The organism is Nostoc sp. DedQUE04 (assembly GCF_034530995.1).
Taxonomy (GTDB): domain Bacteria; phylum Cyanobacteriota; class Cyanobacteriia; order Cyanobacteriales; family Nostocaceae; genus Nostoc.
In genome coordinates this window covers 16,612-38,962 of the sequence record NZ_JAVRCA010000017.1, presented here as the reverse complement: position 1 = coordinate 38,962, position 22,351 = coordinate 16,612, and the positions used below count along the sequence as shown (strand labels likewise).

General features: G+C 41.3%; 21 protein-coding genes and 1 pseudogene. 9 read left to right on the top strand and 13 right to left on the bottom strand.

What is annotated here, in order from left to right; all coding sequences use genetic code 11:
- Nucleotides 1-347 precede the first annotated feature (347 nt).
- The 4 genes from RM049_RS14535 to rpmI all read right to left on the bottom strand — a co-directional run bounded on the left by RM049_RS14535 (nucleotide 348) and on the right by rpmI (nucleotide 2,385).
- Nucleotides 348-872, bottom strand: a complete 525-nt coding sequence (locus RM049_RS14535) for a tetratricopeptide repeat protein (protein ID WP_322704654.1) — start codon at nucleotides 870-872, stop codon at nucleotides 348-350.
- 111 nt (nucleotides 873-983) lie between these two features.
- The gene (locus RM049_RS14530; RefSeq protein WP_322704653.1) at nucleotides 984-1,799 is read right to left on the bottom strand and encodes a transporter substrate-binding domain-containing protein; all 816 of its coding nucleotides are present in this window, start codon (nucleotides 1,797-1,799) and stop codon (nucleotides 984-986) included.
- A gap of 12 nt (nucleotides 1,800-1,811) precedes the next feature.
- Nucleotides 1,812-2,168, bottom strand: coding sequence for a 50S ribosomal protein L20 (rplT, locus tag RM049_RS14525; protein ID WP_322672880.1), 357 nt, complete (start codon nucleotides 2,166-2,168; stop codon nucleotides 1,812-1,814).
- A 19-nt stretch (nucleotides 2,169-2,187) separates the two neighbouring features.
- Complete coding sequence (rpmI, locus tag RM049_RS14520) at nucleotides 2,188-2,385, bottom strand: 50S ribosomal protein L35 (protein WP_109007939.1); 198 nt, start codon at nucleotides 2,383-2,385, stop codon at nucleotides 2,188-2,190.
- Between the two features lie 115 nt (nucleotides 2,386-2,500).
- Here rpmI and RM049_RS14515 point away from each other — a divergent pair, with 115 nt between their 5' ends.
- A complete protein-coding gene (locus RM049_RS14515) occupies nucleotides 2,501-3,040 on the top strand; it encodes a GrpB family protein (RefSeq protein ID WP_322704652.1) in 540 nt (179 codons plus the stop codon).
- A 4-nt stretch (nucleotides 3,041-3,044) separates the two neighbouring features.
- Here the strand turns inward: RM049_RS14515 and RM049_RS14510 are convergent, their stop codons facing one another.
- The 4 genes from RM049_RS14510 to RM049_RS14495 form a co-directional block, all read right to left on the bottom strand.
- Nucleotides 3,045-3,767 (bottom strand): hypothetical protein, encoded by a 723-nt coding sequence (locus RM049_RS14510; RefSeq protein ID WP_322704651.1) that lies wholly within the window; start codon nucleotides 3,765-3,767, stop codon nucleotides 3,045-3,047.
- A 210-nt stretch (nucleotides 3,768-3,977) separates the two neighbouring features.
- Nucleotides 3,978-6,398: an ATP-dependent helicase gene (locus RM049_RS14505; protein WP_322704650.1), complete on the bottom strand. Its 2,421-nt coding sequence runs from the start codon at nucleotides 6,396-6,398 to the stop codon at nucleotides 3,978-3,980.
- Nucleotides 6,399-6,653: 255 nt separating this feature from the next.
- Nucleotides 6,654-7,406: an aquaporin Z gene (gene aqpZ, locus RM049_RS14500; protein WP_322704649.1), complete on the bottom strand. Its 753-nt coding sequence runs from the start codon at nucleotides 7,404-7,406 to the stop codon at nucleotides 6,654-6,656.
- 1,063 nt (nucleotides 7,407-8,469) lie between these two features.
- Nucleotides 8,470-9,558: a RuBisCO accumulation factor 1 gene (locus RM049_RS14495; RefSeq protein ID WP_322672885.1), complete on the bottom strand. Its 1,089-nt coding sequence runs from the start codon at nucleotides 9,556-9,558 to the stop codon at nucleotides 8,470-8,472.
- Between the two features lie 305 nt (nucleotides 9,559-9,863).
- On the opposite strand from RM049_RS14495, the gene RM049_RS14490 reads away from it, so the two are divergent.
- The 3 genes from RM049_RS14490 to RM049_RS14480 all read left to right on the top strand — a co-directional run bounded on the left by RM049_RS14490 (nucleotide 9,864) and on the right by RM049_RS14480 (nucleotide 12,951).
- Entirely contained in the window at nucleotides 9,864-10,808 is a 945-nt protein-coding gene (locus RM049_RS14490) for a response regulator (RefSeq protein ID WP_322704648.1), read from the top strand.
- Nucleotides 10,809-10,890: 82 nt separating this feature from the next.
- A complete protein-coding gene (ubiE, locus tag RM049_RS14485) occupies nucleotides 10,891-11,595 on the top strand; it encodes a bifunctional demethylmenaquinone methyltransferase/2-methoxy-6-polyprenyl-1,4-benzoquinol methylase UbiE (protein WP_322704647.1) in 705 nt (234 codons plus the stop codon).
- Nucleotides 11,596-11,715: 120 nt separating this feature from the next.
- Complete coding sequence (locus RM049_RS14480) at nucleotides 11,716-12,951, top strand: DUF445 domain-containing protein (protein WP_322704646.1); 1,236 nt, start codon at nucleotides 11,716-11,718, stop codon at nucleotides 12,949-12,951.
- Nucleotides 12,952-13,025: 74 nt separating this feature from the next.
- Here the strand turns inward: RM049_RS14480 and RM049_RS14475 are convergent, their stop codons facing one another.
- Nucleotides 13,026-13,601 (bottom strand): Uma2 family endonuclease, encoded by a 576-nt coding sequence (locus RM049_RS14475; protein WP_322704645.1) that lies wholly within the window; start codon nucleotides 13,599-13,601, stop codon nucleotides 13,026-13,028.
- Between the two features lie 419 nt (nucleotides 13,602-14,020).
- On the opposite strand from RM049_RS14475, the gene RM049_RS14470 reads away from it, so the two are divergent.
- Both RM049_RS14470 and RM049_RS14465 read left to right on the top strand, forming a co-directional pair.
- The gene (locus RM049_RS14470; protein ID WP_322704644.1) at nucleotides 14,021-15,178 is read left to right on the top strand and encodes a hypothetical protein; all 1,158 of its coding nucleotides are present in this window, start codon (nucleotides 14,021-14,023) and stop codon (nucleotides 15,176-15,178) included.
- 198 nt (nucleotides 15,179-15,376) lie between these two features.
- Nucleotides 15,377-16,606: pseudogene (locus RM049_RS14465) on the top strand (DEAD/DEAH box helicase); the annotation flags it as partial.
- Between the two features lie 58 nt (nucleotides 16,607-16,664).
- On the opposite strand, the gene RM049_RS14460 reads toward RM049_RS14465, so the two are convergent.
- Nucleotides 16,665-17,954, bottom strand: a complete 1,290-nt coding sequence (locus RM049_RS14460; RefSeq protein ID WP_322704643.1) for a cytochrome P450 — start codon at nucleotides 17,952-17,954, stop codon at nucleotides 16,665-16,667.
- Between the two features lie 70 nt (nucleotides 17,955-18,024).
- Nucleotides 18,025-18,978, bottom strand: a complete 954-nt coding sequence (locus tag RM049_RS14455; protein WP_322704642.1) for a Rieske 2Fe-2S domain-containing protein — start codon at nucleotides 18,976-18,978, stop codon at nucleotides 18,025-18,027.
- 333 nt (nucleotides 18,979-19,311) lie between these two features.
- On the opposite strand from RM049_RS14455, the gene RM049_RS14450 reads away from it, so the two are divergent.
- From RM049_RS14450 to RM049_RS14440, 3 genes are all read left to right on the top strand, one after another.
- Nucleotides 19,312-19,968, top strand: a complete 657-nt coding sequence (locus RM049_RS14450) for a TetR/AcrR family transcriptional regulator (protein ID WP_322704641.1) — start codon at nucleotides 19,312-19,314, stop codon at nucleotides 19,966-19,968.
- Between the two features lie 81 nt (nucleotides 19,969-20,049).
- Nucleotides 20,050-20,295 carry a DUF4160 domain-containing protein gene (locus RM049_RS14445; RefSeq protein WP_322704640.1) on the top strand — a complete coding sequence of 82 codons (246 nt, stop codon included), beginning with the start codon at nucleotides 20,050-20,052 and terminating at the stop codon, nucleotides 20,293-20,295.
- Complete coding sequence (locus tag RM049_RS14440; protein ID WP_322704639.1) at nucleotides 20,288-20,725, top strand: DUF2442 domain-containing protein; 438 nt, start codon at nucleotides 20,288-20,290, stop codon at nucleotides 20,723-20,725. Before RM049_RS14445 ends, RM049_RS14440 begins: the two co-directional genes overlap by 8 nt.
- 102 nt (nucleotides 20,726-20,827) lie before the next feature.
- Here the strand turns inward: RM049_RS14440 and RM049_RS14435 are convergent, their stop codons facing one another.
- Nucleotides 20,828-21,532, bottom strand: a complete 705-nt coding sequence (locus RM049_RS14435; RefSeq protein WP_322704638.1) for a hypothetical protein — start codon at nucleotides 21,530-21,532, stop codon at nucleotides 20,828-20,830.
- An 18-nt stretch (nucleotides 21,533-21,550) separates the two neighbouring features.
- Nucleotides 21,551-22,096, bottom strand: coding sequence for a GTPase domain-containing protein (locus tag RM049_RS14430; RefSeq protein ID WP_322704637.1), 546 nt, complete (start codon nucleotides 22,094-22,096; stop codon nucleotides 21,551-21,553).
- Nucleotides 22,097-22,351 lie beyond the last annotated feature (255 nt).

The window sequence follows — 22,351 nt, the reverse complement described above, 5'->3', positions numbered from 1 at the left end:
CGATAAATTAAGAGGCTAAAGCGAAATTAATTATAATAAAATAACTCCACTCTGCAAGTGGGGCTACAGTGTACACACAAATCGAATTACCCCCCTTAATCCCCCCTTATAAAGGGGGGAAACAAGAAAGAAATCTAGTTCCCTCACGCCACGTGCTTCAAGTCGGGCATTGCCCGCCCAACGCAGTGGCTCCCCTTTATAAGGGGAGGGTTAGGGTGGGGTAAAACCTTGGTTACTCAGCTATTTCAGACTTATGTGTACACCGTAGGCTTGTGGGGAGGGGAGCTAAAGCACAGCTTTGGCAGGGTGGGGTTTTGGGTATTATGCTTAATTACCTGGACATTATCTTACGCCGAAACTAAACGGCGTAAAGATTCAGCACGACGTTTAGCAATAGAGTTATTTGGAGCTAATTTGAGTGCTTCTTCGTAAGCTTGTAACGCCTGAGTAGTTAATTTTTTCTTCTCATAAGCGTGACCGAGATTATTGAATCCTGTTACGTAGTCTGGTTTAGACTTGAGAGCTTCTTTGTACTGACGAATTGCTAAGTCATATTGCTCTTGGGTAAAATAAACATAGCCCAGCCCGTTGTAGATGGGGGCGATATTTTCTTCTCCGTCTTCTTCAGCTGCTTTGAGAGCTTTTTGAAATAGCGCGATCGCTGGAGAATACATTTTTTTTTCTGAATAAATACTGGCTAACTCATAATATTCTTGAGTCGTACCCTTTTCTTTCTCTAACTTCTTTCGCAACCTGGCAAAAGAGCCTTCAACCTTGCGAGTTTTGAAAATCTGGCGAAAAACACTCACGGCTGCAATTGTGAGTATAACTACCATAATTGAGAGATAAACAACGGCTAGACTGTTATCCATTACTGCAAATACAAATATTATAAAGTTTGTTATTTGTCATTTGTCATTTGTCATTTGTCTTTTGTCCTTTGTTATTCACTAATGACCAATGACCAATGACTAATGACCAATTTACGGTAAACCCCAATATTGAGAGCGTTGCTGGAGCCAACCTTTTTCTAAATAACGAGCGATCGCTTGATTCACATTTCGTCTAAACTCATCGTACTGCAATCCCTTGGGCATTACTACACATAAGGGTTCAGTTGATAACTTAGTTGGCAGTAACCGATATTGAGGATATTGCTGCACCCAACCGCTTAGAACACTAGCATCTGCGGCAAAGGCTATTGCGGCATTATTTTCTATTTCCTCTCGCGCTTCTTTATAGGAATCCACTCCTACTAACTCGGCGTTTGGTAGATAGTACCGCACTTTAGCAATGGTACTGGAGTTATTGAGTACGGCAATTTTTTGTTTTGCTAAATCGCTCAACTGCTGCACAGATGCATCTTTTGTAATTAATAGAGTGCCATCCAAATAGTAGGGAACACTGAAACTAACTATGCGGGCACGTGACTCGGTTGCTGTGACTCTAGCGATCGCAAAATCAACTTTCTTGTCTAAGACTATAGAAAGGCGATCGCGATTCGCTACAGGTTGAAATTTTACAGCTTCGGCTTTACCAACCAAGTCAACTGCCAAACGCTTGGCCAAGTCAATTTCTAAACCTTGCAAATTCCCGTTGTCATCTTTAAATCCCAAGGGACGCAAGTTATCTTTCACGGCAACATTTAAATAGCCCCGCTGCTGAATTTCTGACATTTCCGCAGCAGATGCAGTTAATCCCGTCCCTACTAAAGAAAAGCAAAAAATCCAAAATATAGTGGCGGATAATACCAGATGTAACCGAGTAATTGTTTGCCGTCTGTTACATCTGTTATACATCCCTCACCACCTTTATCCTTTAGCTTGAAGTGCCAATTCAGCAACTTTGCCGAAACTAGCTGGATCGAGGACTGCCAATTGCGCCAACATCTTGCGATTTAGTTGGATATCAGCTTTTTTCAAGTTACCAATAAACTGGCTGTAACTCAAGCCGTGTTGCCTGGAAGCAGCATTGATGCGGGTGATCCAAAGGCGACGAAAATCGCGCTTTTTCTTTTTGCGATCGCGGTAGGCACTCCGTAGCGCCTTCATCACTTGTTGGTTGGCAGTTCTAAACAGAGTTGAATGGGAACCGCGAAAACCTTTAGCTAGTTTGAGAATTTTATTGCGGCGTTTGCGAGCTACATTACCGCGTTTTACCCGAGTCATAATTTATTTCCTAAAATACTTACAAGTATGGGAGCATCAAGCGCACGTTAAGTTCATCGCGTTCATGTACAAGCGCACTCTGACGCATACTACGCTTTTTATCAGAAGATTTGTGTTCTAAAAGGTGGCTTTTGAACGCTTTACGACGGACGATTTTGCCGGTACCGGTGGCACGGAATCGCTTTGCCGCAGCTTTACGAGTCTTTAGTTTAGGCATGGTCTAGCTTTGATTCGACACGATCCATTATTATATACTATTAAAATTGCTATAACTGCAATTAAATAAAGGATTTAGCCAACAGCGATCGCTGTAGACAAACTTAGCTTCACTTATGGATGAGGTCAATATAGTTGAATATGACCCACGTTGGGCGACTTTGTTTACAGAAGAAGCCGAGCGGATTTGGCAGGCACTAGGCAATGACTTAGTTGTAGAAATTGAACATATTGGTAGTACCGCAGTACCAGGAATGGCAGCCAAACCAGTTATTGACATTATGGTGGGAGTGCGTTCCTTGGTAAATGCAAAATCTGCTATTTTGGCTTTAGAATCCTTGGGATACGTTTATTGGCGTGAAAACCCGCGTCCTGGACAGATGTTTTTTGTTAAAGGAATGCCACCATACGGAAAGCAACGTACTCATCATGTTCACATAGTCGAGATTGACAGCGAATTTTGGGAGCGCAAGCTATTTTGCGACTATTTGAGAAAGCATCCTGAAGAGGCGAAACGCTACGAAGTTCTAAAACGCGACTTGGCGGCAAGTTTTCGGAGCGATCGCGAAGCTTATACGAATGGTAAAAATGACTATATCCGTGCTGTGATGGTCAAAGCACGGAATGAGGATATGGGAAAAAACCAAAGCCATTGATTATTTAACTTTTTTCAGTGGCGTTGGCTTTGGGATCTAAAATTATTTGCGAAGTGGATTTATTCACATGGTAAATCCAAGATTGCTCTTTAACCTTGACAATCACTTCCCAACCTTCTACGGGGTCGTACTGCTGGGTGCAGACTTCACCAAAGTTGAATTGACAGAGATTTCCAAAGGTTTTTGGTGTAGTTTGAGTAATTTTTAAATCAGTAATTTCCACCCCAGAACGGTTTGAGGCATCGCTCAAAATTGCATCTGCGATCGCCTTCGGCAATGTTTGTGAAGTACTCACTTTCGGATCTAAAATTCTTTGCTTTCCAGATTTATCTACATGGTAAGTCCACGAATCTTGGCGGACTTTGACAACTACTTCCCAGCCTTCAATGGGGTTGTATTCCCTAGTACAAACTTCTCCAAATTTGAACTCACAGGGATTACCAAAGGTTTTCGATGTGACTTGGGTAATCTCTAATTCCCGTTTACGTACACCGGAACGGAAGGATGCATCTTTTAAAATTTTATTAGCGATCGTTTTCGGCAACTCGTTTGCTTGGGATTGGGATACTTGAGTGTTGTCTTGGTAAGGAATAGCACCAGCATAATTGTTTTCAATGAGTCCAAATCCACAAGATAGCAAGCTTGTCAACACCAGCGTCAAGAAAATTCCTCTGGGTGACTGGAAGGTACTTTTAATTACGGCAGATGCTTGGATGATGGATTTCATATATTATGTATTGATTGTTAAAAATTGAACAGATAATATTGCAATTGCAATCATAGTTTGTTTGACGTTGCACTCTTAATTCAGTTTCTTTACAAGGAGTGGGGGAGCAGGGGAGAAGTTACAGTAAGTTTTTCTCCTCTGCCCCTCTGCCCCCTTGCTCCTCTGCTTCTTGTGCCCAATGCCCAATGCCCCATGCCCCACCCCTTATACTTATTTGCTCATTACCGCTAAATTCATCACACATTCAGGAAATTGGCGTTTTAATGCTGGAAACACCGGACAAGGCGCTTGTTCTTGTAAATTGTCTGGTTTACTCCAAGTAAAAGGGGCTTTCTGCGCCGCAGACATCCATAGCAGAAGCTTTGCTCGTGTCATGGCAACATAGAGTAAACGATACTCTTCAGATGTTTTCAAATTCTTTGCCACCTCCCATGCTTGACTAACATCCGGTATGATAGATTCTTCGTGGAGAGTAGCGCGAATTTGGGCGCGAGCTACTTCTGATAAGGTAAAATCGCCTAAAAATTGGCTTTGGGGAGGAACCCAAAATCTGCCAGGAATCAAGTTTTCGTGGAGAAAGGGAAGAAATACATAGTCCCAATCTAGCCCTTTAGCTTTGTGCATAGTGATAATTGTCAGTTGACCGCGACGGGTATAACGTTCTTCCGAATCCTCGGTTTCCACTGGTTCAAACCGTTCGGAACTAACAATTTCACTTAAAGCTGACAGCATTCCTCCCATCGAACTATTGCCAGCTATCTGCTGGTTTACCCGTTCTGCAAGTTTATCAGCAGTTGCCAATTCTGCTTGGTCATAATTTAAAGTCAGGGCGAGAAAGGAAATTAGCTGGTAAAGAGGCAATTCTAAACGAGCGCGGAGTAAGCTGCGACACATGCGAGCAGCTTTTTGTACTGTTTCTGGCTGGGGTGGTGCTAGGGGGCCAGGATACAAAAACTCTTCTGGCAGACTAGCAAGGGCGTTGAGGTCTTGGGTAGGAATTAATTGGCGCTGTACTAATGCTTCTAGGGCAGCTTTGAGGTAATCGGGGGAGTGGGGGCGATCGCAAAATTGCAATAATGCCAAAATCTCTTGGGGGACATGGGAACGGCGATCGCGTTCTCCCACATCGTAAAGTGTAATTTTATGCTCTTTGCACAAAGGTGTCAAAGCTTCTGCTAACCATCGTCCTTGACGATTTTCTCGGACTAAAATCGCAGCACTATTTTTTGTTGGATCTTCACCAAATAACTCAATTACTCTTTGAGATAACAATTCAACGGTGTGATGAATATCGCGCGGGGTATAAAGTTCTAATCCTCGTCCTACGGGTGCGGGGTTAGCGTTAGCTTGCGGATCGCCAGCTTCCACGGGGCTAATTGTCTGTAAGCGAAATGGTACTTGTCGGTTGTCAGGAATTTGTTGTTTGTTGTTAGTTTTGGTTGTTGCTAACCACTGATTATTGATCCATTTGAGAGCAAAGTTAGCGGCTTCAATGATAATTCTAGTACTGCGACCAGCTCGATCCATCGTTGCCAATCGTTCGATGCGATCGCACTCTTCGCAAAATTGTCGGAAATAAATCGGATCGGCTGGAGTAAAGGTAGAGTTAATCGCCTGGTTAGGGTCGCCAACTCTGACTAAATTGAGTGGGGAGTACGTAGAGACGCGATTCATCGCGTCTGTATTCATCCCCTCATATTCTCGATTACTCGCCAAAATTTCTAACAACTGCGTCTGTAGAGGGCTAGAATCTTGGGCTTCGTCTTCAAAGACGGCGAATATTTGGTTTTGCTCGATGTGACGGGCACTGTCGTTTTCTAAAACGCGCAGTGCGGCTAAAATCATATCGTCGTAATCGATAAAATCACGCGATCGCATCAAGTTTTGATATTGCTCGTACAATCCCGCCGCTACACTCAAAATTGCATATTCATCTGTGGTTTGCTTACTCCACTCCCGCAACAATTCTGGCGATATCCCAGAACTTTTTGCTTCATGAATGACTGTATTAGCCAATTCTGGTAATACTTCTGTTCGCAGCACCGATTGACGACGCAACCTTTCTGTCTCTTCTCCATCAAATTGATGACCTTCCAATAACCGCAAATATACATCTGGATTATTTATAATCCATTGTTCTACAGCAGTTCTGATAAAGCGGTGACTTTGGGTTGGTGTAATTAATATGACATTTTCTAACTGCAAACCCGACAAATCAGAGTGGCGGTTGGCAATGTTCAACGCTAGACCGTGTAGGGTATAGACAAAAAATCCTGTCTGAGGTAGAGATAAATCATCTCTTAAAAATTTACGAATCTTCGCTTTAATATTGGCAGCAGCAGAGCGAGTAAAAGTAACGACTACCAACTGACGGCGGGAAGATGAACGCTCATATTGACGGGCGATCGCGATCGCCGCCGCCGCCGCCATTCCGGTAGATTTGCCTGCACCAGGAACGGCTGAAATCGCCAAAGGCCCAGATTGCCAATCAGCCATTTGCTGCTGTCCAGGGCGGAGACTGTTGCGGATTCTGAGAATCTTTTCTTCCAAAGAAGGAATGAGCGATCGCTCAGACAATTCTGAGTCGAGTAATTCTTGAATAATAGGAGCAGTAAATTTAGAGTCGGACATCTTAAATTATATATTTTAAATAGATATTGAATTTAATTCCCAAACCGCAGATATGAATAATCTTCGGTGATTCTTAATCCCAAATTACTAACAAAATACTCCACCGTTCTTGTTTTAACTGTTCTAGTAAACGATCTGGATCAAATGCGTGTATATATACTTAAATATTATGTCAACCCCCTGACTAAACATATAACACTTAGTTAATTTGTTTAGTTAGGGGATTGTTAAGAAAGTTAAACTAGTTCTTTGAGTTTACCGTTCTTCCAGAGTTGATTCACTAAAGATAGCTACGTACAACCATCCTGCTAAAATAGCTCCCAAGATAGGAGCTATCCAGAACAGCCAGATTTGCGAAAAGAGTTCTACACCTGCAAATAGAGCAACTCCAGTACTACGGGCAGGATTAACCGAAGTATTGGTTACAGGAATACTAATCAGGTGAATTAAAGTGAGTCCAAAACCAATTGCCAGTGGTGCAAATCCTTTAGGAGCACGGCTATCAGTCACACCCAGAATAATCAGCAGAAACATGAAAGTCATCACAACTTCAGTAATCAGGCAAGCAAACAGCGTGTAACCACCTGGAGAATGAGTACCATAGCCGTTGGTAGCCAGTGGGTTGAAGCCAGTCAGCGTAAATCCAGTTTTGCCGCTAGCAATCAGGTAAATAATCCCCCCAGCAACAATTGCGCCGATCACTTGAGAGAGGATGTAAGGTAGTAAGTCAGACCCCGGAAAGCGCTTACCTGCCCATAGTCCAAACGAAACAGCTGGGTTGAAATGACCACCAGAAATATGACCAAAAGCATAAGCCCCTGTGAGGACAGTAAGCCCAAATGCCAGGGATACACCTACTAATCCAATACCCAATGGAAAAGAAGTATTCTCGCTGATTTTTGCAGCATCTTCTGTGTAGGCGGCGGCTAGAACAGCACTACCACAGCCACCTAAAACAAGCCAGAATGTGCCGATAAATTCGGCCAAACAACGTTTCGTAAGAGACATTTTCAGAAAACTCCTTGTTCAGCTACAAACGAGTAATAGCTATGTTGAATAATGCTTGAGTCATTCCTGTCAACAGGAAATCCATTCCGTTTGTTTGGTTATGAAACTAAATCGAAAAAATAGTAATTTTTTTTCCTCAATAATTGTGGTCATAAAATATGAAGATACTGGAAAAGCTAAAATCCCAAAATAATGCTTAATAAATTAAGCATTTTGCTCTCATAATATAAAACTCATATTTGATTTTTTAAATATCCGTAGGGGAGCCAGTGCGTTGCGGTGAATCCAGCGCTGTAGGCGGGTTTCCCGCCGTCTTACTTTTCACGTTATGTGGAAAAGCCACGAAAAACCTAACCCCCTAACCCCCTTCCCGACACGGGAAGGGGGAAAATTCAAAGTCTCTCTCCTTTTAGGAGAGAGATTTAGAGAGAGGTTTTCCAGATACCGTGAAAAGTCAGTTCCCGCCGTAGGCGACTAGTGTTAGCGTAGCGGTAGCGACTGTGCGTAGCGTTACCAGAAGGGAGGTTCCCGACGCTCGTAAGCGTTGCGTTACGTTATGCGATAACACAATGCCAGTCCGCTCAAGTCGAGCCAGCCGCTTGCGGGGGTTTCCCCCGTTGTGCGGACTGGCGTAGGAAACCCGCCCACAGAAATGGCTACCCTACATTACTTAAATTTTTTCAAAAATCAAATCGTATTGGTATATATCTGTTGAGATTCTTGATCCAGTGCGTTCTATTAAAAGTTATTACGAAATTCAAATAATTTTTGTGCTTTATACACTTTCAGCTTAAAAAATTTGGGTTTTTCCTGTTACAGTCGTTACTTTGTGACTGTTCAGGGGATGTCATCATCACTCAAGATATAGAATTACACAAGTCAGCGAAAAATCAAGGGTTTAGGCAAAGCATTGCCAAGCCAGTGCCAAGTTCATGTTAAGAGAGTTAAAGCAGATGGGGCATTGACTAAACAAAAAATTGAACCAATGCCGCCATTTGCTATCCGCTGTTTGGACAGTCAAAACAAGTTCACATCACGCAGTTAGTTCTGTCTAAAATTAAATTTATTCGTCAATCTGCCAGGAATCCTTAGTTAATTCTTCATCCAGAATTTTCTTAGGACGCACAATGATAATAATTTGTCCTAGTAGAGGAATTTCTGGCTCATTTTCAAACCACTGAAAATCTAATTCACCACCATTTTCAACGACAAAGTAGCTAGAGACATCCCATTCTCGTTGGGCACGATCTATCACAACTAAGACTGGCCCTGTTTGGCTTTGGGTTTGGATGGGGAAGCGATCGCTATTCGCTAAAATCACCACTGGATCTTCTGCCGCCAATAGTACTTGCCAACCTGGTAAGGGAACCCAAGCTTGCTCTCCAGAAAACTTTACCATCCGAAAAGGTTCAATTTCTGTCAGTATGGGCACAGCTTGCAAATCTTGGCGTGATAATGGCAACTCTCCTACTACAGGCAAGATTCGGGGTAACTGTTCTTCAAATTCCAGGCGGTAAAACGGTAAAATTGGCGCTGGACGCTGGGGAACGGTAGTAAAATCAGTCAGTAGTTGTTCGATTTTTTGCCTTGCACCTGGCGTGTGAGCAAAACGCAAACCTTTGGCAATTAGGCGCGATCGCTGTTGTAAATCTGCATTTTGGCGTGCCAGTTTCCAAACTTGGTGAGCAACCGCATCTCCAGGATGAGCAGAAAACCCTTCTGGCAAAGTGCGGAAATAGGAGAACTCTTTAATTGCTTTTGCTATATCCCGTGCCTCATCAGCATCAACATTATGGACAAAGATCAGTTCGGCAGCAGCGGCGCGTTCTTCTTGAGTAAGTAAACGTAACTCGTATAAAACATCGCTGCCACGTGTAGTATAGTGCGATCGCGTTTCTTGCGATACTCCAAACTTTTCCAAAGAATTGTAAACTTGAGAACCAACAACCACCTGGTTTTGTTGAATCGGCTCAAATCCAGTCGCCTCAAAAATTTCTTGGGGGTTGTAACCGATTTTTAGCAACGAGGCGATCGCGGCTCCCCATTCCACCCAGTTGCCTTGTTTTTGCCTCAGCTTTCGGAGTAACTCTTGTGCTACATCGTTTGTAGCATTATCTTCGGGATTCTGAGTGTTGGGTGGTAAATCAGTCATAATCGGAGTGCAAGCTTCAACTTGAGAGGTTAATTAACACCTCATGAGCAAGTATTATTCTAATCTATACCCAGACCTACACCTCATCCACGATCGAAACTGCCATAGTTTTGCTGATTTAGTTAGTTTTTCTAGTGGAACATTTTTTCAGATATTTGGGCAGATAAATTTCCTCTGTAGCGTTCACTATTAGCGTTCTCAAATATGCAAAATAACTCCGTATAAACCCTTGGCGATTTTCGGCTATTCTCAACTAAACTTGGTATGGAATATAACAAGAGAGTGAATATTTAAAGGAAAATCTTATGGATAAACCCAATCTCGAAATTGATAAAGTCCAATCTCAAGTTATGACTCTCGAACGACCAAAAAAGCTGAAAATACTGGTAGTTGACGATGAGCCAGATAATCTCGATTTACTTTATCGCACATTTCGACGTGACTTTAATGTTCTGAAAGCTGATAGTGGGGTGAACGCTCTACAAGTTTTGGCAGCAGAAGGGGAGGTAGCAGTGATTATCTCCGATCAACGGATGCCAGAAATGAAAGGGACTGAATTTCTCAGCAAAACTGTACCTCAGTTTCCCGATACAGTAAGAATAATTCTCACTGGATTTACTGATATAGAAGACTTGGTAGAAGCAATTAATGCCGGACAAGTTTACAAATATATCACCAAGCCTTGGGACCCAGGGGAACTGAAGGCAGTGGTGCAAAGAGCAGCCGAAACCTACGACTTGCTCAAGCAACGTACAGAAGAATTACGCCGCGCTCATGCTCAAATGGCGTTGCTGAGTGTTTTGGTACAGGTAACTCAAGCCGCTTCTAGCTTAGAAGAAACTCTCGCTCCCATTGCTAGGGCTGTGAGTGAAACTTTTGGGGCAGACGGCTGTATTTTACAACTTACAGATGGAAATACTCTAATTGCAACTCAAGGAACTTACAGCGATACAGGTACAATAGAAAATTGGCTATCTCTTGACCCACTAACCAGGGAAGCGATCGCCACGGGACAAATGCAAGTTTCCTTAAATGTACTTAAAGACACTAAATTAGTTGATGCGATTCACTACCAAAAGACGGGTGTGCAAGCACATTTAGTGATTCCAATTAGCTACCGCAATCAACTTTTGGGTGTATTGTCGCTCCAGTGGAAACAACCTTGCACTTTGCGGGAAGATGAATTGGTGCTAATTAATTTATCAGCACAACTGGTGGCGATCGCTCTGACTAGTAGTCACTCTCATTAAGGTATTGTGTAGTTGTCATTAGTCATTTGTCCTTTATCCTTGGCAAATGACGAATGACTAACGATCAATGACTTATTGACCAATGACTAACGAAATTCAGTCCATTTTTAACCGTATTGCTCCAGTTTATGACCAGTTGAACGATTGGTTGAGTCTGGGACAGCATCGAATCTGGAAGGAAATGGCAGTAAAATGGAGTGCAGCTAAACCAGGAGATACTGCATTAGATTTGTGTTGTGGTAGTGGTGATTTAGCTTTACGTTTGGCACGGCGTATCGGAGCAACAGGACAGGTGTATGGAGTGGATTTTTCCCCAAACCTGCTAGAAAAGGCTAAAGAACGCTCACATTCGCAGTACCCGCAACCTGCTATCAGATGGGTAGAAGCTGATGTCCTCAATTTACCCTTTGACGATAACCAATTTGATGCTGCAACAATGGGCTATGGTTTAAGAAATGTTAAAGATATTCCCCGCAGTCTCCAAGAGTTATACCGGGTTTTAAAGCCAGGAGCTAAAGCCGCAATTTTAGACTTTCATCGACCGAGTAATCCTCAGCTACGCGCCTTTCAACAGTGGTATCTAGACGGTTTTGTGGTACCAGTTGCCAATTATTTAGGCTTAAAAGAAGAATATGCTTACATCAGTCCCAGCTTAGATCGCTTTCCCATCGGTAAAGAGCAAATAGAGTTAGCTCATCAAGTTGGTTTTGCAGTTGCCACACACTACCCCATTGCGAACGGTATGATGGGAGTGCTAGTGCTTAGTAAGTTAGGAGTTATTAGTTAAAAGTTATGAATTATGAGTAGTGATAAATTCTCATTTAAAATTTATCATTCTTAACTCTTAACTCTTAACTCCTAACTCCTAACTCTAAGCTCTAACCTCCTAACTTTTTTAATTCTTCCCTTGGACTGGTCTCATCTTTGGCTTTATGTGTCTCCCCCGGTACTGGGTGGAATTATTGGCTATTTCACAAATGATATAGCCATCAAAATGTTGTTCCGTCCTTATCAAGCAATTTATATTGCTGGACGAAGAGTACCCTTCACCCCTGGATTGATTCCCCGCAACCAGGAACGTCTGGCTTTGAACATTTCTAAGACAATCATGGGGTCACTTTTGACACCGCAAGAATTGCAAAATTTGGCGCGGCGTTTGTTGCAAACAGAACGCGTGCAATCAGCAATTCTTTGGTTGTTGCGGTTAGCAATTGAACAAATCAAAACAGATAAAAACGAGAAAAGTGCCAAAATTGTAGCGGGAATTTTGCGGGATTTACTAGGAGAATCTTTGCCACGATTGCTTAAGGTTTTAGCGCGGCGTGAAGATTTTTTAGAAGCGCAGATCAATCAAATTTTTGACCAGATATTGCTGGAATTTCAACTTAGTGAAGAACAAGCTACACGGCTTGCTGATTGGTTGTTGCAAGTAGTTTTACCGCCGGATCTTTTACGCCAAACGATAGTTGATTTTTTGACAGATCGCACGATTCAAATTATCGATGAAGGCTTCCGCGAAAAAACCAGTGGAACTTATTGGGTAGTAGCAAATTTGTTTGGCTTACGTAATACTCTTACACGGCTACGAACTTTTTGTTTGGATGAAAAAGAGGTTGCTAATACTCGCTTGCAGGAATTGACTCAAGATTTGCAAATGCGCGATCGCATTCGGAAATTACTGCAAAATTTATCATTACAAAATTTGCCAATGGGTACGGTTCGTCAACTCCGAAAAACCACCCGCGAAAGTGTCCGCCATTACCTGCAAAATAGTGGCAGCGATTTTTTACAAGGATTAACTGATTCTGTTGATTGGGAAAATATTGCTGTAGTCTTGCTGAATCGTGTTAGTACTTCACCAGTTGTCAGTACTTCTTTAGAAGTCATGAGTCAAGAATTGGCTCTAATTTTAGAGAAGTATTTGGAAAAAGATTTAGAAGCAATTGTGGCGCAAGCAATTCCGATTTTGTCAATAGATCAAGTGATAGTCGATCGTGTCAAATCAACTTCACCTGCTGATTTAGAAGCTGCAATTGAGGGAATTGTCAAAAATGAATTGCAGGCGATTGTAACTTTAGGTGGTGTTTTAGGTTTTGTTGTAGGGTTATTCCAAACAGCGTTTTTAGTTTTAAGTCAATATTAATTTGTCTGTAAATTTGTATTACATTAGAGTTGCAAGTTCTGCCGATTTTGAAATGAGTGAAATTGAGCGATCGCTTAACTCAAAATCTGCGTCAAATCTAGTATAAACCCAGGTAATACATCCTCTCCTGATAAGCTAGTAGGCGATTGTAAAACCTCTACATCCTGTCCTGGACGGTAAATTTCTACCTGTTGGTTTTGCGGATCGATCAGCCATCCTAAACGCACACCGTTGTCAATGTATTCCTGCATTTTTTCTTGCACTGTCTTTAAGCTGTCTGAAGCAGAGCGTAATTCTACCGCCAAATCTGGAGCGAGTGGTAGGAATTTGTCGGGGTCTGGATTCAGGGCTTCTAATCGCTCTCGGCTGACCCAAGATGCATCTGGAGAGCGATTTGCACCATTGGGGAGTTTAAAACCCGTTGAAGAGTCAAAAGTTAAACCTGTGCCATCAGCGTCAGCCCAAAACTCTAACCGAGCTGTTAGTTTTGAATTACGATTTCCACTTTCCCATCCAGTTGGTGGCATGATAATTAATTCTCCCTCTGCGGTGCGCTCAAGTCGCAAATCTCGATTATTCTGACACAGTTGGAAGAACTGCTCATCTGTTAGTTCAATGGTGGGGCTAAGGTTCAGAATCAGGGCAGTCATAATTGCCTCTTAATCTTGCTAACTGTAGCCTAGCACTTGGTTAACATACTAGGTTGACCATCTAATAATTACCATCCTTACTAGAGAGCTATTTTCAGTCATATAGAAATTTGTTTTACTGTTATCTGTCTGATAACAGCAGATGAGAGTTGATGTTTTTCTCTCAGCTTCTACTAGCAGGACGCTGTATTCAATCACACCCTTTTGTTGTTCTATTGACTTAGCGCATTTAGTTTAAATTTCAGAACCTGCCCTCGCCCACAAGTAAAATAGAGAAAGCGTTATAGCTCTCGTTCAATGCTTATGGCATCATTTTGTTATGTCATTCCTTTTCTAGTATTAAATTTTACATAAAGTTAAAAATTATCTTAGTTAAAGGCTTATATTGTAAATCTGATTAATATTAGAGAGTATATGAAATGAAAAAAAGACAAAAAATCACTAAGTTTAACGGAATATCAAAGTGGTTATCTAACTCAGTTAGTGAATCCGAAGATAAGCAGTACACACATCGTCTGCTCAGAGAAGATAAAAGCCAACGAGATATAATTCTCAATGAATTAACATTAATCGTTCAAAAATCCCATGAAGATGCTCGATATCGTCTTCGTAAATTAGCAGGAAATTCTCTTACTCCATTTGAAGATTCTTCAGAAACCGATCCAAGCATTGGTTATCCTGATCGTCTTAATATTATATCCCGCCAGGGTTATTTTGGAGAGATATTTTCAGGAATTATTGCTGAAAATTTTGCTCTTTTTGGACAGGATGATTGGGAAGTTCCTGCTTTTCTTTTTCGATTTCATCTAGTTGAGTTTCAGCAATTAGAATTTATAAATCAAACTGAAGAGATTGCAAAAAAGCGACCTGGACGTACAGGTGATGATTGTCTCGCTTTTCTACGTAACAGCGAAGGAGTAATTATTGCTTCTCTAGTTTGTGAAGCGAAATGCACAACTAATCATTACACAGAAATGATAGCTGAAGCGCATAAAAAAGCAAGTGAACCACATATAAAACCTGTTGATACCCCACAAATAATTGATATTTTGCAGGATTACGATGATCCTTTTTTATTTGCATGGGTTAACTCTCTAAGAGTTTTGTGGCTAGAACCAGTTGATAAAAATTATGAACGCTGTGATTTAATTAGTTATATTTGTGGTAAACATCCTGTCATAAATCCAACGTGGATATCTCCCGACAAACCACACGAAGAATATACAGCAGGAAGAAGACTTGAAGCAGTTGAAATTCATCTTCATGAAGTTGAAAATCTTGTTACAACTGTCTATAGTCAGCCAGCAATTGCAACACTTTCGAGAGATATTCCTACCCAAACAGTTCAACAACCAGATGATGTAGAGGTTGCAAAAGAAAACTCTGATGTCATAGTAAAAGGAGAAGTTCTGCAAAATCAGATGACTCAACCAAGTAATGAAGTCATTGCTTTAGCAACAGAACTACAAAATAGTCTGGCGGGTAGCAGGCTAACTCCAGCAATTGCCAAACTTTATAGCCAACATACCAGACTTCGTGCAGGAGGAAAGGGATTAGGACTTACGCATCGTACATAAGTACTAAACACAATTTGGGTATTTTAGCCATGTTTTGGCATCCAGCGATCGCAAATGTCGGAATAAATCAGGGTTATCTGAAGCCTCTGAAAAGACTAAATACCGTAATACACGTTTTGGTTGATTTGTATAGTGCGTAAGTTCTAGGGATTAGTTGGGTGGCGAGAAGATGAAGCAGGTGAACGATTAAATGATGCTATGCGCCTTATTGAGGCTGCATTTATCCAGCGGGAAGTTGGAGATACTAACTGGCGTAATGGAATGCTACGAGCTGGTGAGTTATTTGAATGGCTATCTCATCCCCAACTAAACCCGAATTTTTTACCAATTCGTTTACTTGCAGCAGCTGTGTATGAACTTGCTGGTTATCCTGCTAGGGCTGCGGGTTTACTCAATGAAGATATAAGTGAAGGAGTAGAGTCAGAAATTCTACGTTCTTTGCTAAAAGCTGATTTTCCCAGTTTATTGCAACGGCTGACAGAATATTGGGCAACTGCAACATCATCAACTTTCCAAACTGAAACAAGTCTTCTTTGGGATGATACTGATACAGATGCTGACAGATTTAACAAGTTGATTGTTAAAGAAACTGCTAGTTCTTTAGGAATTTTATGTGCAAAAATGCGGTGGGGAAATGAACCAAGATTAGAAAGAGCGATTGAAAAGCTTTCTGATATTGCTAAGGTACTTCTTCATGGACATGACACTTATTCTTGGCTTTTAGGAAAATTATGCGCTGAAGTTACGTCTGTATATGTACAAACTTCTCTACGACATCATCTAGAATTGCTTTCTCAGATGATTACTCCAAATGGTAGAAATTTCTTAGAACGTTATTTACGTCAAAGTTATCAAAAGTGTAAAGCTTTAGCATGGCGTTCTCAAATTTGTGGAATTGAACGACTAGTAACAGCAGAATCATTTGCACTATGTACCCCTACAGGTTCAGGAAAAACAACGATAGCTGAAATTGCAATTTTGCAAAGTTTGTTTTTTGAAACAACAAACTCTAACAGCTTAAGTAACTCTGCTCCTTTAGTAATTTACTTAGTGCCAAGCAGAGCGCTTGCCACAGAAGTTGAATCAAGTTTGTCTCGTGTTTTAAAGCGCTCCACTAATAACAATGTCATAGTTACAGGTTTATATGGAGGTACTGACTGGGGTCCAACAGATGTATGGCTGACATCAGAACAGCCAACAGTTTTAATTTGCACTTATGAAAAAGCAGAAGCTTTGATGAAATTTCTAGGGACTCTATTTATCCGTAGAGTGTCGCTTATTGTACTTGATGAAGCCCATACAGTTCAATTTGATGGTAATAAAAATTCTTTGCAGAAAGCTGAAAATAGAGCCTTACGCTTGGAATCTTTAGGTGCAAGACTGTTTACCTATGTAGAACAAAATCACAGCCGAATTGTTGCGCTATCCGCTGTTGCTTCAGAAACAGAAGTAGCATTAGCAAGTTGGATAGAGAATCAAACCAATGCTAGCCCAGCAAAGACATATTACAGAAGTACACGCCAATTAATAGGCCGGCTTGAATGTAGCGAAGCAATGTGGAAAGCACGATTTTCATTTCCATTTGGGCAAATTCCATGCCTAGACATCGGTGCGAACCATGACCAAAACCCATTAGTGCTAAATGATGTTTCTTATCTTCTTCAGGAGGGGGTGCAAAGCGATCGGGGTCGAAGCGATCGGGTTCGGTGTACAGTTCTGGTAAACGGTGAGTCAGCATCGGTGAGATGGTCACAAACCAACCAGCAGGGATGCAATAACCTGCATACTCAATATCTTTAAGGACGCCACGATTATAGGCATACACTGGCGGATACAGCCTTTCTGCTTCTTTGAGGACGTTGGTTAAATCTGGAAGTTGTTTGAGATGGGACAGGTTAAGGGGATTATTTCCCACAACTGCTAATTGTTCTTTACGCAGTCGCTCTCGCCATTCTGGATGATTACCTAATTCAAAAATTACCCAACTCAGCAAAGAGGCTGTCGTCTCATGTCCAGCAAATAGTAATAATAGTGCCTCGTTGATTATCTGTGCTTCGCTCAACTTATTGCCGTCTTCATCAACAGCTGCTAGCAGCAATCCTAAAACATCTTTTGATTCTTCTAAGTTACCTTGCTCGATACGCTGTGCGATTTCTTGACGCAAGAAAGCTACTAACTTACCCCTAGCATTTTGACCGCGACCATATAAAGTAAAAGGGACATTCAATTTGAATATCGCCATACTGCTCTCTAGCAGTTGTGTAAACCACTGACTAGTTTGCTCAACTTCGCTCTTGTTCTGACTTCCCAAAAACAGGCGAGTCGCAACCATTAGGGTAAGCTGACGGAAACTAGAATTTAAGGAAATCGTTCCCCGTCCCCAATCTTTGAGGAAGTCTTGCACGATGTTTTGGATGGTGTCGAAATATGTAGCGATCGCTTTGCCGTGAAATGCTGGATACATTAAGCGACGAGTTAGGCGATGTTCTTCCCCATCTTGTAATAAAATATTGTTGCCAAATGTTGATTCTAAGAAATACCACCCGATCCGCGACGACATATTTTCCGCCTGTTCCACCAGCACCAGGCGATTAGCATCAGGGCCAATTAAATAAGCACGTTTACGCCCCATAACGCTCGTTTTAAAAACTGAACCATGCTGCTGGAATCTTCGCCATAGATACAGTTCTAAATCCCGAAATATTTCTAAAGTCTCCCCCAAGATGGGCAAGCCATAACTACCAGGCATTTCCTCGGCTGATTTTAGCTGCCGCATATTTGAGTACCTCCAGCAGTAATTAGCTACAGTTTAATTGTAAAGCGCAGTTAGGCTTTGCAAATCCAAATTACCAATTTTGGTAGAGTTTTTCTGCGTAGAACATAATCTCTTCATTTGGCAATCTGATTTTTGGTTTTTGTCGAGGATACAAACTTTCGACAGCACTTGTATCCTGTTCAATAACTGTGGTTGCTGCTTGTAAAACTGAATGTTTAAACAGAAATTTCATCACAGGATTGACGATTTTGGCATACATCAAAATAAACGTTTTGGTGATATTTTCTGTTTCTGGGTAGAGAATATGAATTTGAGCAATATCACCAATAGGGGTTTTAGCCAACAAAGCTGTAGTTGAAGGAAAAGCGTATTCGAGTGTGTTAGCAAGCGTTTTCGGGAAGATTCCCAAAATAGGATTTTTGATAATTTCTCCTAGCGTGTTGTTGGCTCTTGTCAGTTCTTGTTTGACTGTGGAATAGTATCCTTTGTCTTCAAAATTACTTACATTACAAGATGTAATTTTAAATAGTTCTTTATGAGTACCATTCTGGTGGTTATAGTCATAGTTAACCATCAGGTTACTCAAAAAATTACCTTGAATACTTTTGTCCCCAGTTACTCCGATAAAGTCGTATTCATCTACAATTTTTTGATGCAAATCTGGTATGGGCAATCTTGGCTCAAATCCGGCATAAGTCCAGATGCAATCATTGCTAATAATTAACTCTAATGGTTTGCTAATTGGCTGAGTGTCTTTTTTATCTCCTTGCTGTAGTCTACCTTGTCCATCAAATTCTAGTGCATGAAAAGGGCAAGTAATAGTATCTCTCTCTTGACAAACCCAGCCGTCTGATAATGGTGCTTGCATGTGTGGACAGATGTTATCAAGGGCAAACACTTCGCCTTTTTGGTTTTGCCAAATAACATAGTCCAATCCATTTAATGTGATTTTATTGGGTTTATTCACTCCCAATATAGATTTGTGCGCGATTAACCAAGGCGCACCAGGTAAAATTGGTTCCATTTTTTCTCCAAAATTTTAAAAATTGTTTGAAAAATCGCTAGATGCGTTAGCAAAAGGTAACGGAATCTTGAAACTCAAAAGTTGTAGATAAGCTGGTGTCGCCTGTTCTACATCACTCTTTTGAATGTAAATTGGGATAACTAAAGTCTTGTCTACAATGGACGAACTAATACTACCGAGCATTTGATCGACTAACTTCGGCTACTCCATAGACAAGTTATACAATTAACTAATTTTTTAGTTAGTGAGTATTAATTTAATAAATTTCATCTTATATGTCAACTACTAACCAAGTTTTTAGTTAATATATTTTCGTTATGATGATGGAGCAATGTGGGTCGTTCAACGCAGTCAAAATTCTCATCTAAAAAGCCGCGTCAGGTGCGCGATGCAGAAGCGACGAAAAAGCAGATTCTCGATGCGGCGGAAGCGGAGTTTGCCAGAAATGGACTTCAAGGGGCGCGGACAGGAGCGATCGCTAGAGGTGCAGGTGTCACCACAGCGATGATTTACTACTATTTCCAGAGCAAGGAAGGACTATATCAAGCTGTTCTGCAACGTCCGGCGGTAGAGATGCACGAAGGGTTTGGGCAGCTAAATCTGGATCGGTTACCACCAGAGGAAGCCTTGAAACTGCTAGTTAAAGAAGCGATCGCCTACGAAGCTGCTCACCCGCATAGGGGGATGCTTTGGTTCCAAGAAGCAAACCAAAATCAGGGGAAGTATTTTAAAGAGGGGAATTGGCAAGAAAATTTTAGCTATCTGATCAAGATTTTAGAGCGGGGAATGGCGGAAGGTTGTTTCCGTCAACTCGATCCATTTTTCACCACCCTGCATATTATTGGGGTTTGTAATATGTACTTCAACGCTTACGAAAACATCAAGCATACTAGACCCGATTTGCAATTACTGAGTCCAGAAATGATTGAGCAGCATACTCAAGCAGCAGTTAATTTTATCTTGGCTGGTGTGCGATGTACTGGGGAATAGGGATTAAATATTGGGGAAACTTGAATTTCACTTGATAAACCCAAAGGCTTAGGTTATATCTGATAAAATTTAAGATATTAAATGCCAACAGTTTTAAGAAAAAGCGGTTTTGAGGTTCGCATCTACTTTAACGATCATATTCCTGCTCATGTCCATGTTTTTAAAGGGGGCGGAGAGGCAAAAATCAATATAGGAGATGAAAACCTAGCTCCAGAGTGGGTTTGGGTATCCCCAGGAATGAGTGATAAAGATGCGGTGAAAGCCTTACAGTTGGTTGCAGATCACCAATTGGAACTACTAAAAAAGTGGCGAGAATATCATGGTTAAGAAGATTGCGGCTACAGAAGTATTAGAAGAAAAGCTAGCTAATGCCAGAGCAAACTCAGATGCGATCGCTACATCTGAACCACGGGCTACTCGTGCTTTTTATGATCCTTATTTAGGAATGATTATAGTTTTCTTGTCCAACAAATGTATGTTTGGGTTCCCTTCAGACGTAGGACAAGGCCTAGCAGGCGCTTCAGTCAAGGACTTAGCAGAAGTAGAGGTAACACCTTCTGGTGAGGGATTACACTGGAAAACCTTAGATGTAGATTTGAGTATTCCTGCTTTGATGAATGGAATATTTGGAACTAAAAAATGGATGGCTGAACTTGCTAGAAAGGATGGAAGTTCTACTTCTGCTGCAAAATCTGAGGCATCTCGACTAAATGGTACAAAGGGTGATCGCCCAGGAAAAGAAAGTGAGCGGCGATAATATATCACCGAAATGAAGTTGAAGGACTTTACTCACCGCTCTAACAACGTGCTATTAGACTGGGCTTGCATCACAGCCGTTTTAATACCATTAATGTCTCGTTCACTTAATTGAGTAAAGTTTTTGATTCTTGATTTTTTCTTTCATCTGCTCAAACAACGTATTAATGTCGCTAATTGGTTTGAAGTCTAAACGAATGTATTCCAGAAGAGCTTCGCCAACAACTTGAACTCGAAGAACATTATTATCCCACTCTGCATAAGTTCCCCATACTGCAAGAGGTACGGCAAGTGGAGCCAGTACAATTGCTGCGGCTGACCAAGCAATTTCAACACCTGCCGATCGGGTGATTGCCTCATTAAATACGGTAGAGATATTATTACTTGCTTGCAGTGTTTGCTCTTCATTCATTCCCATCACCTTGCAGATTGCATGATTCATCTTGGCTAGAAGGTATGGAGTGGCCGTCACAGAGGAAAATGGAAGTATTGAACCCCAGGCACATAAATCTGCATAGGTACTAATGATTCTGCGTGCAGCAGTTTCACGAATTTCGTAAAGCCGGGAGTTAATCTTACTGCTCATTTTTTCAGCAGGATTGATAATGTTAACAACCAAACCTAAATCGCCTGCCATGTCGTACATTTGCTCGATCAGCTTTGGATTATCTTGACGAACGAATGTGTCGAGTTGTGGATCATAAGTCCGGGCTGAACCGAATATAATGTCTCTTTCCGGGTCTTCAACATACCGAGACATCTTCTGAATCACGAGTTGCCGAACTTTCTCGCGATCTTTGGTAGGCATATTTCTCTCCACAGAGTCTCATTTGTTAAAGAAAACAATTGTTGGAGCCTGGAAGAAACTTGCCACATTGTCAAACATCTCTAGTTCAGGTTTAAATGGCTCAGAATCAACAACAAAAATTCGTCCATGACTGCGTTTAATCTCTTGCAAGGCTTGATTGTTGTCAGAGCTTGAATACATAAAACCTGGGCTGTCAATGATCCTCCACTTACCGTAGTCGATAATTCCATCAGCCTTCACTTCTGCTCCCATGCCTACATCCATGTTGTAAACATCAGCACCAAGAATGGAGTTTGCTACGGACGATTTACCCGCATTAGTCTTACCAAATAATACGATTTTGATCTTTCCATCTTTGAGAGTTTCAAATAGATCGATGAGTGCTTTGTACTCAGCCTTGATAACCTGTAGTTCTTCTGGCTTAAGCTTATTCTCCAAATCTTTTGTAATCGTTCTCAAAGCATCTCTCAATTGCTCTTGAATCTCAAGAAGTTCCTGAATATTAGCTTCTTGCGGATGAGCCTTTTCTGATGGAGAAATAATTTTTTTGCTACTATTTAGCATAAGGTTTACTCTATTGCGGTTAAATTGCAGCGATCCAGCGTTAAGTGACAAACGACAATTCAAGAATTTACTCAATGATGTATAACCCTTGCCACCGTCTATGAGAACTCATAGCCTGTATCTGCTATTTATATTGCCCAAATCTACTCTTATATCTCTCTTTTGCAATGAACTGCGATTCTTATTTTCACTTTGATCGCACCTCCAAAAAACCTCTTAACAAGATTATCAACAGATATGCGTAGGCGTAGCCCA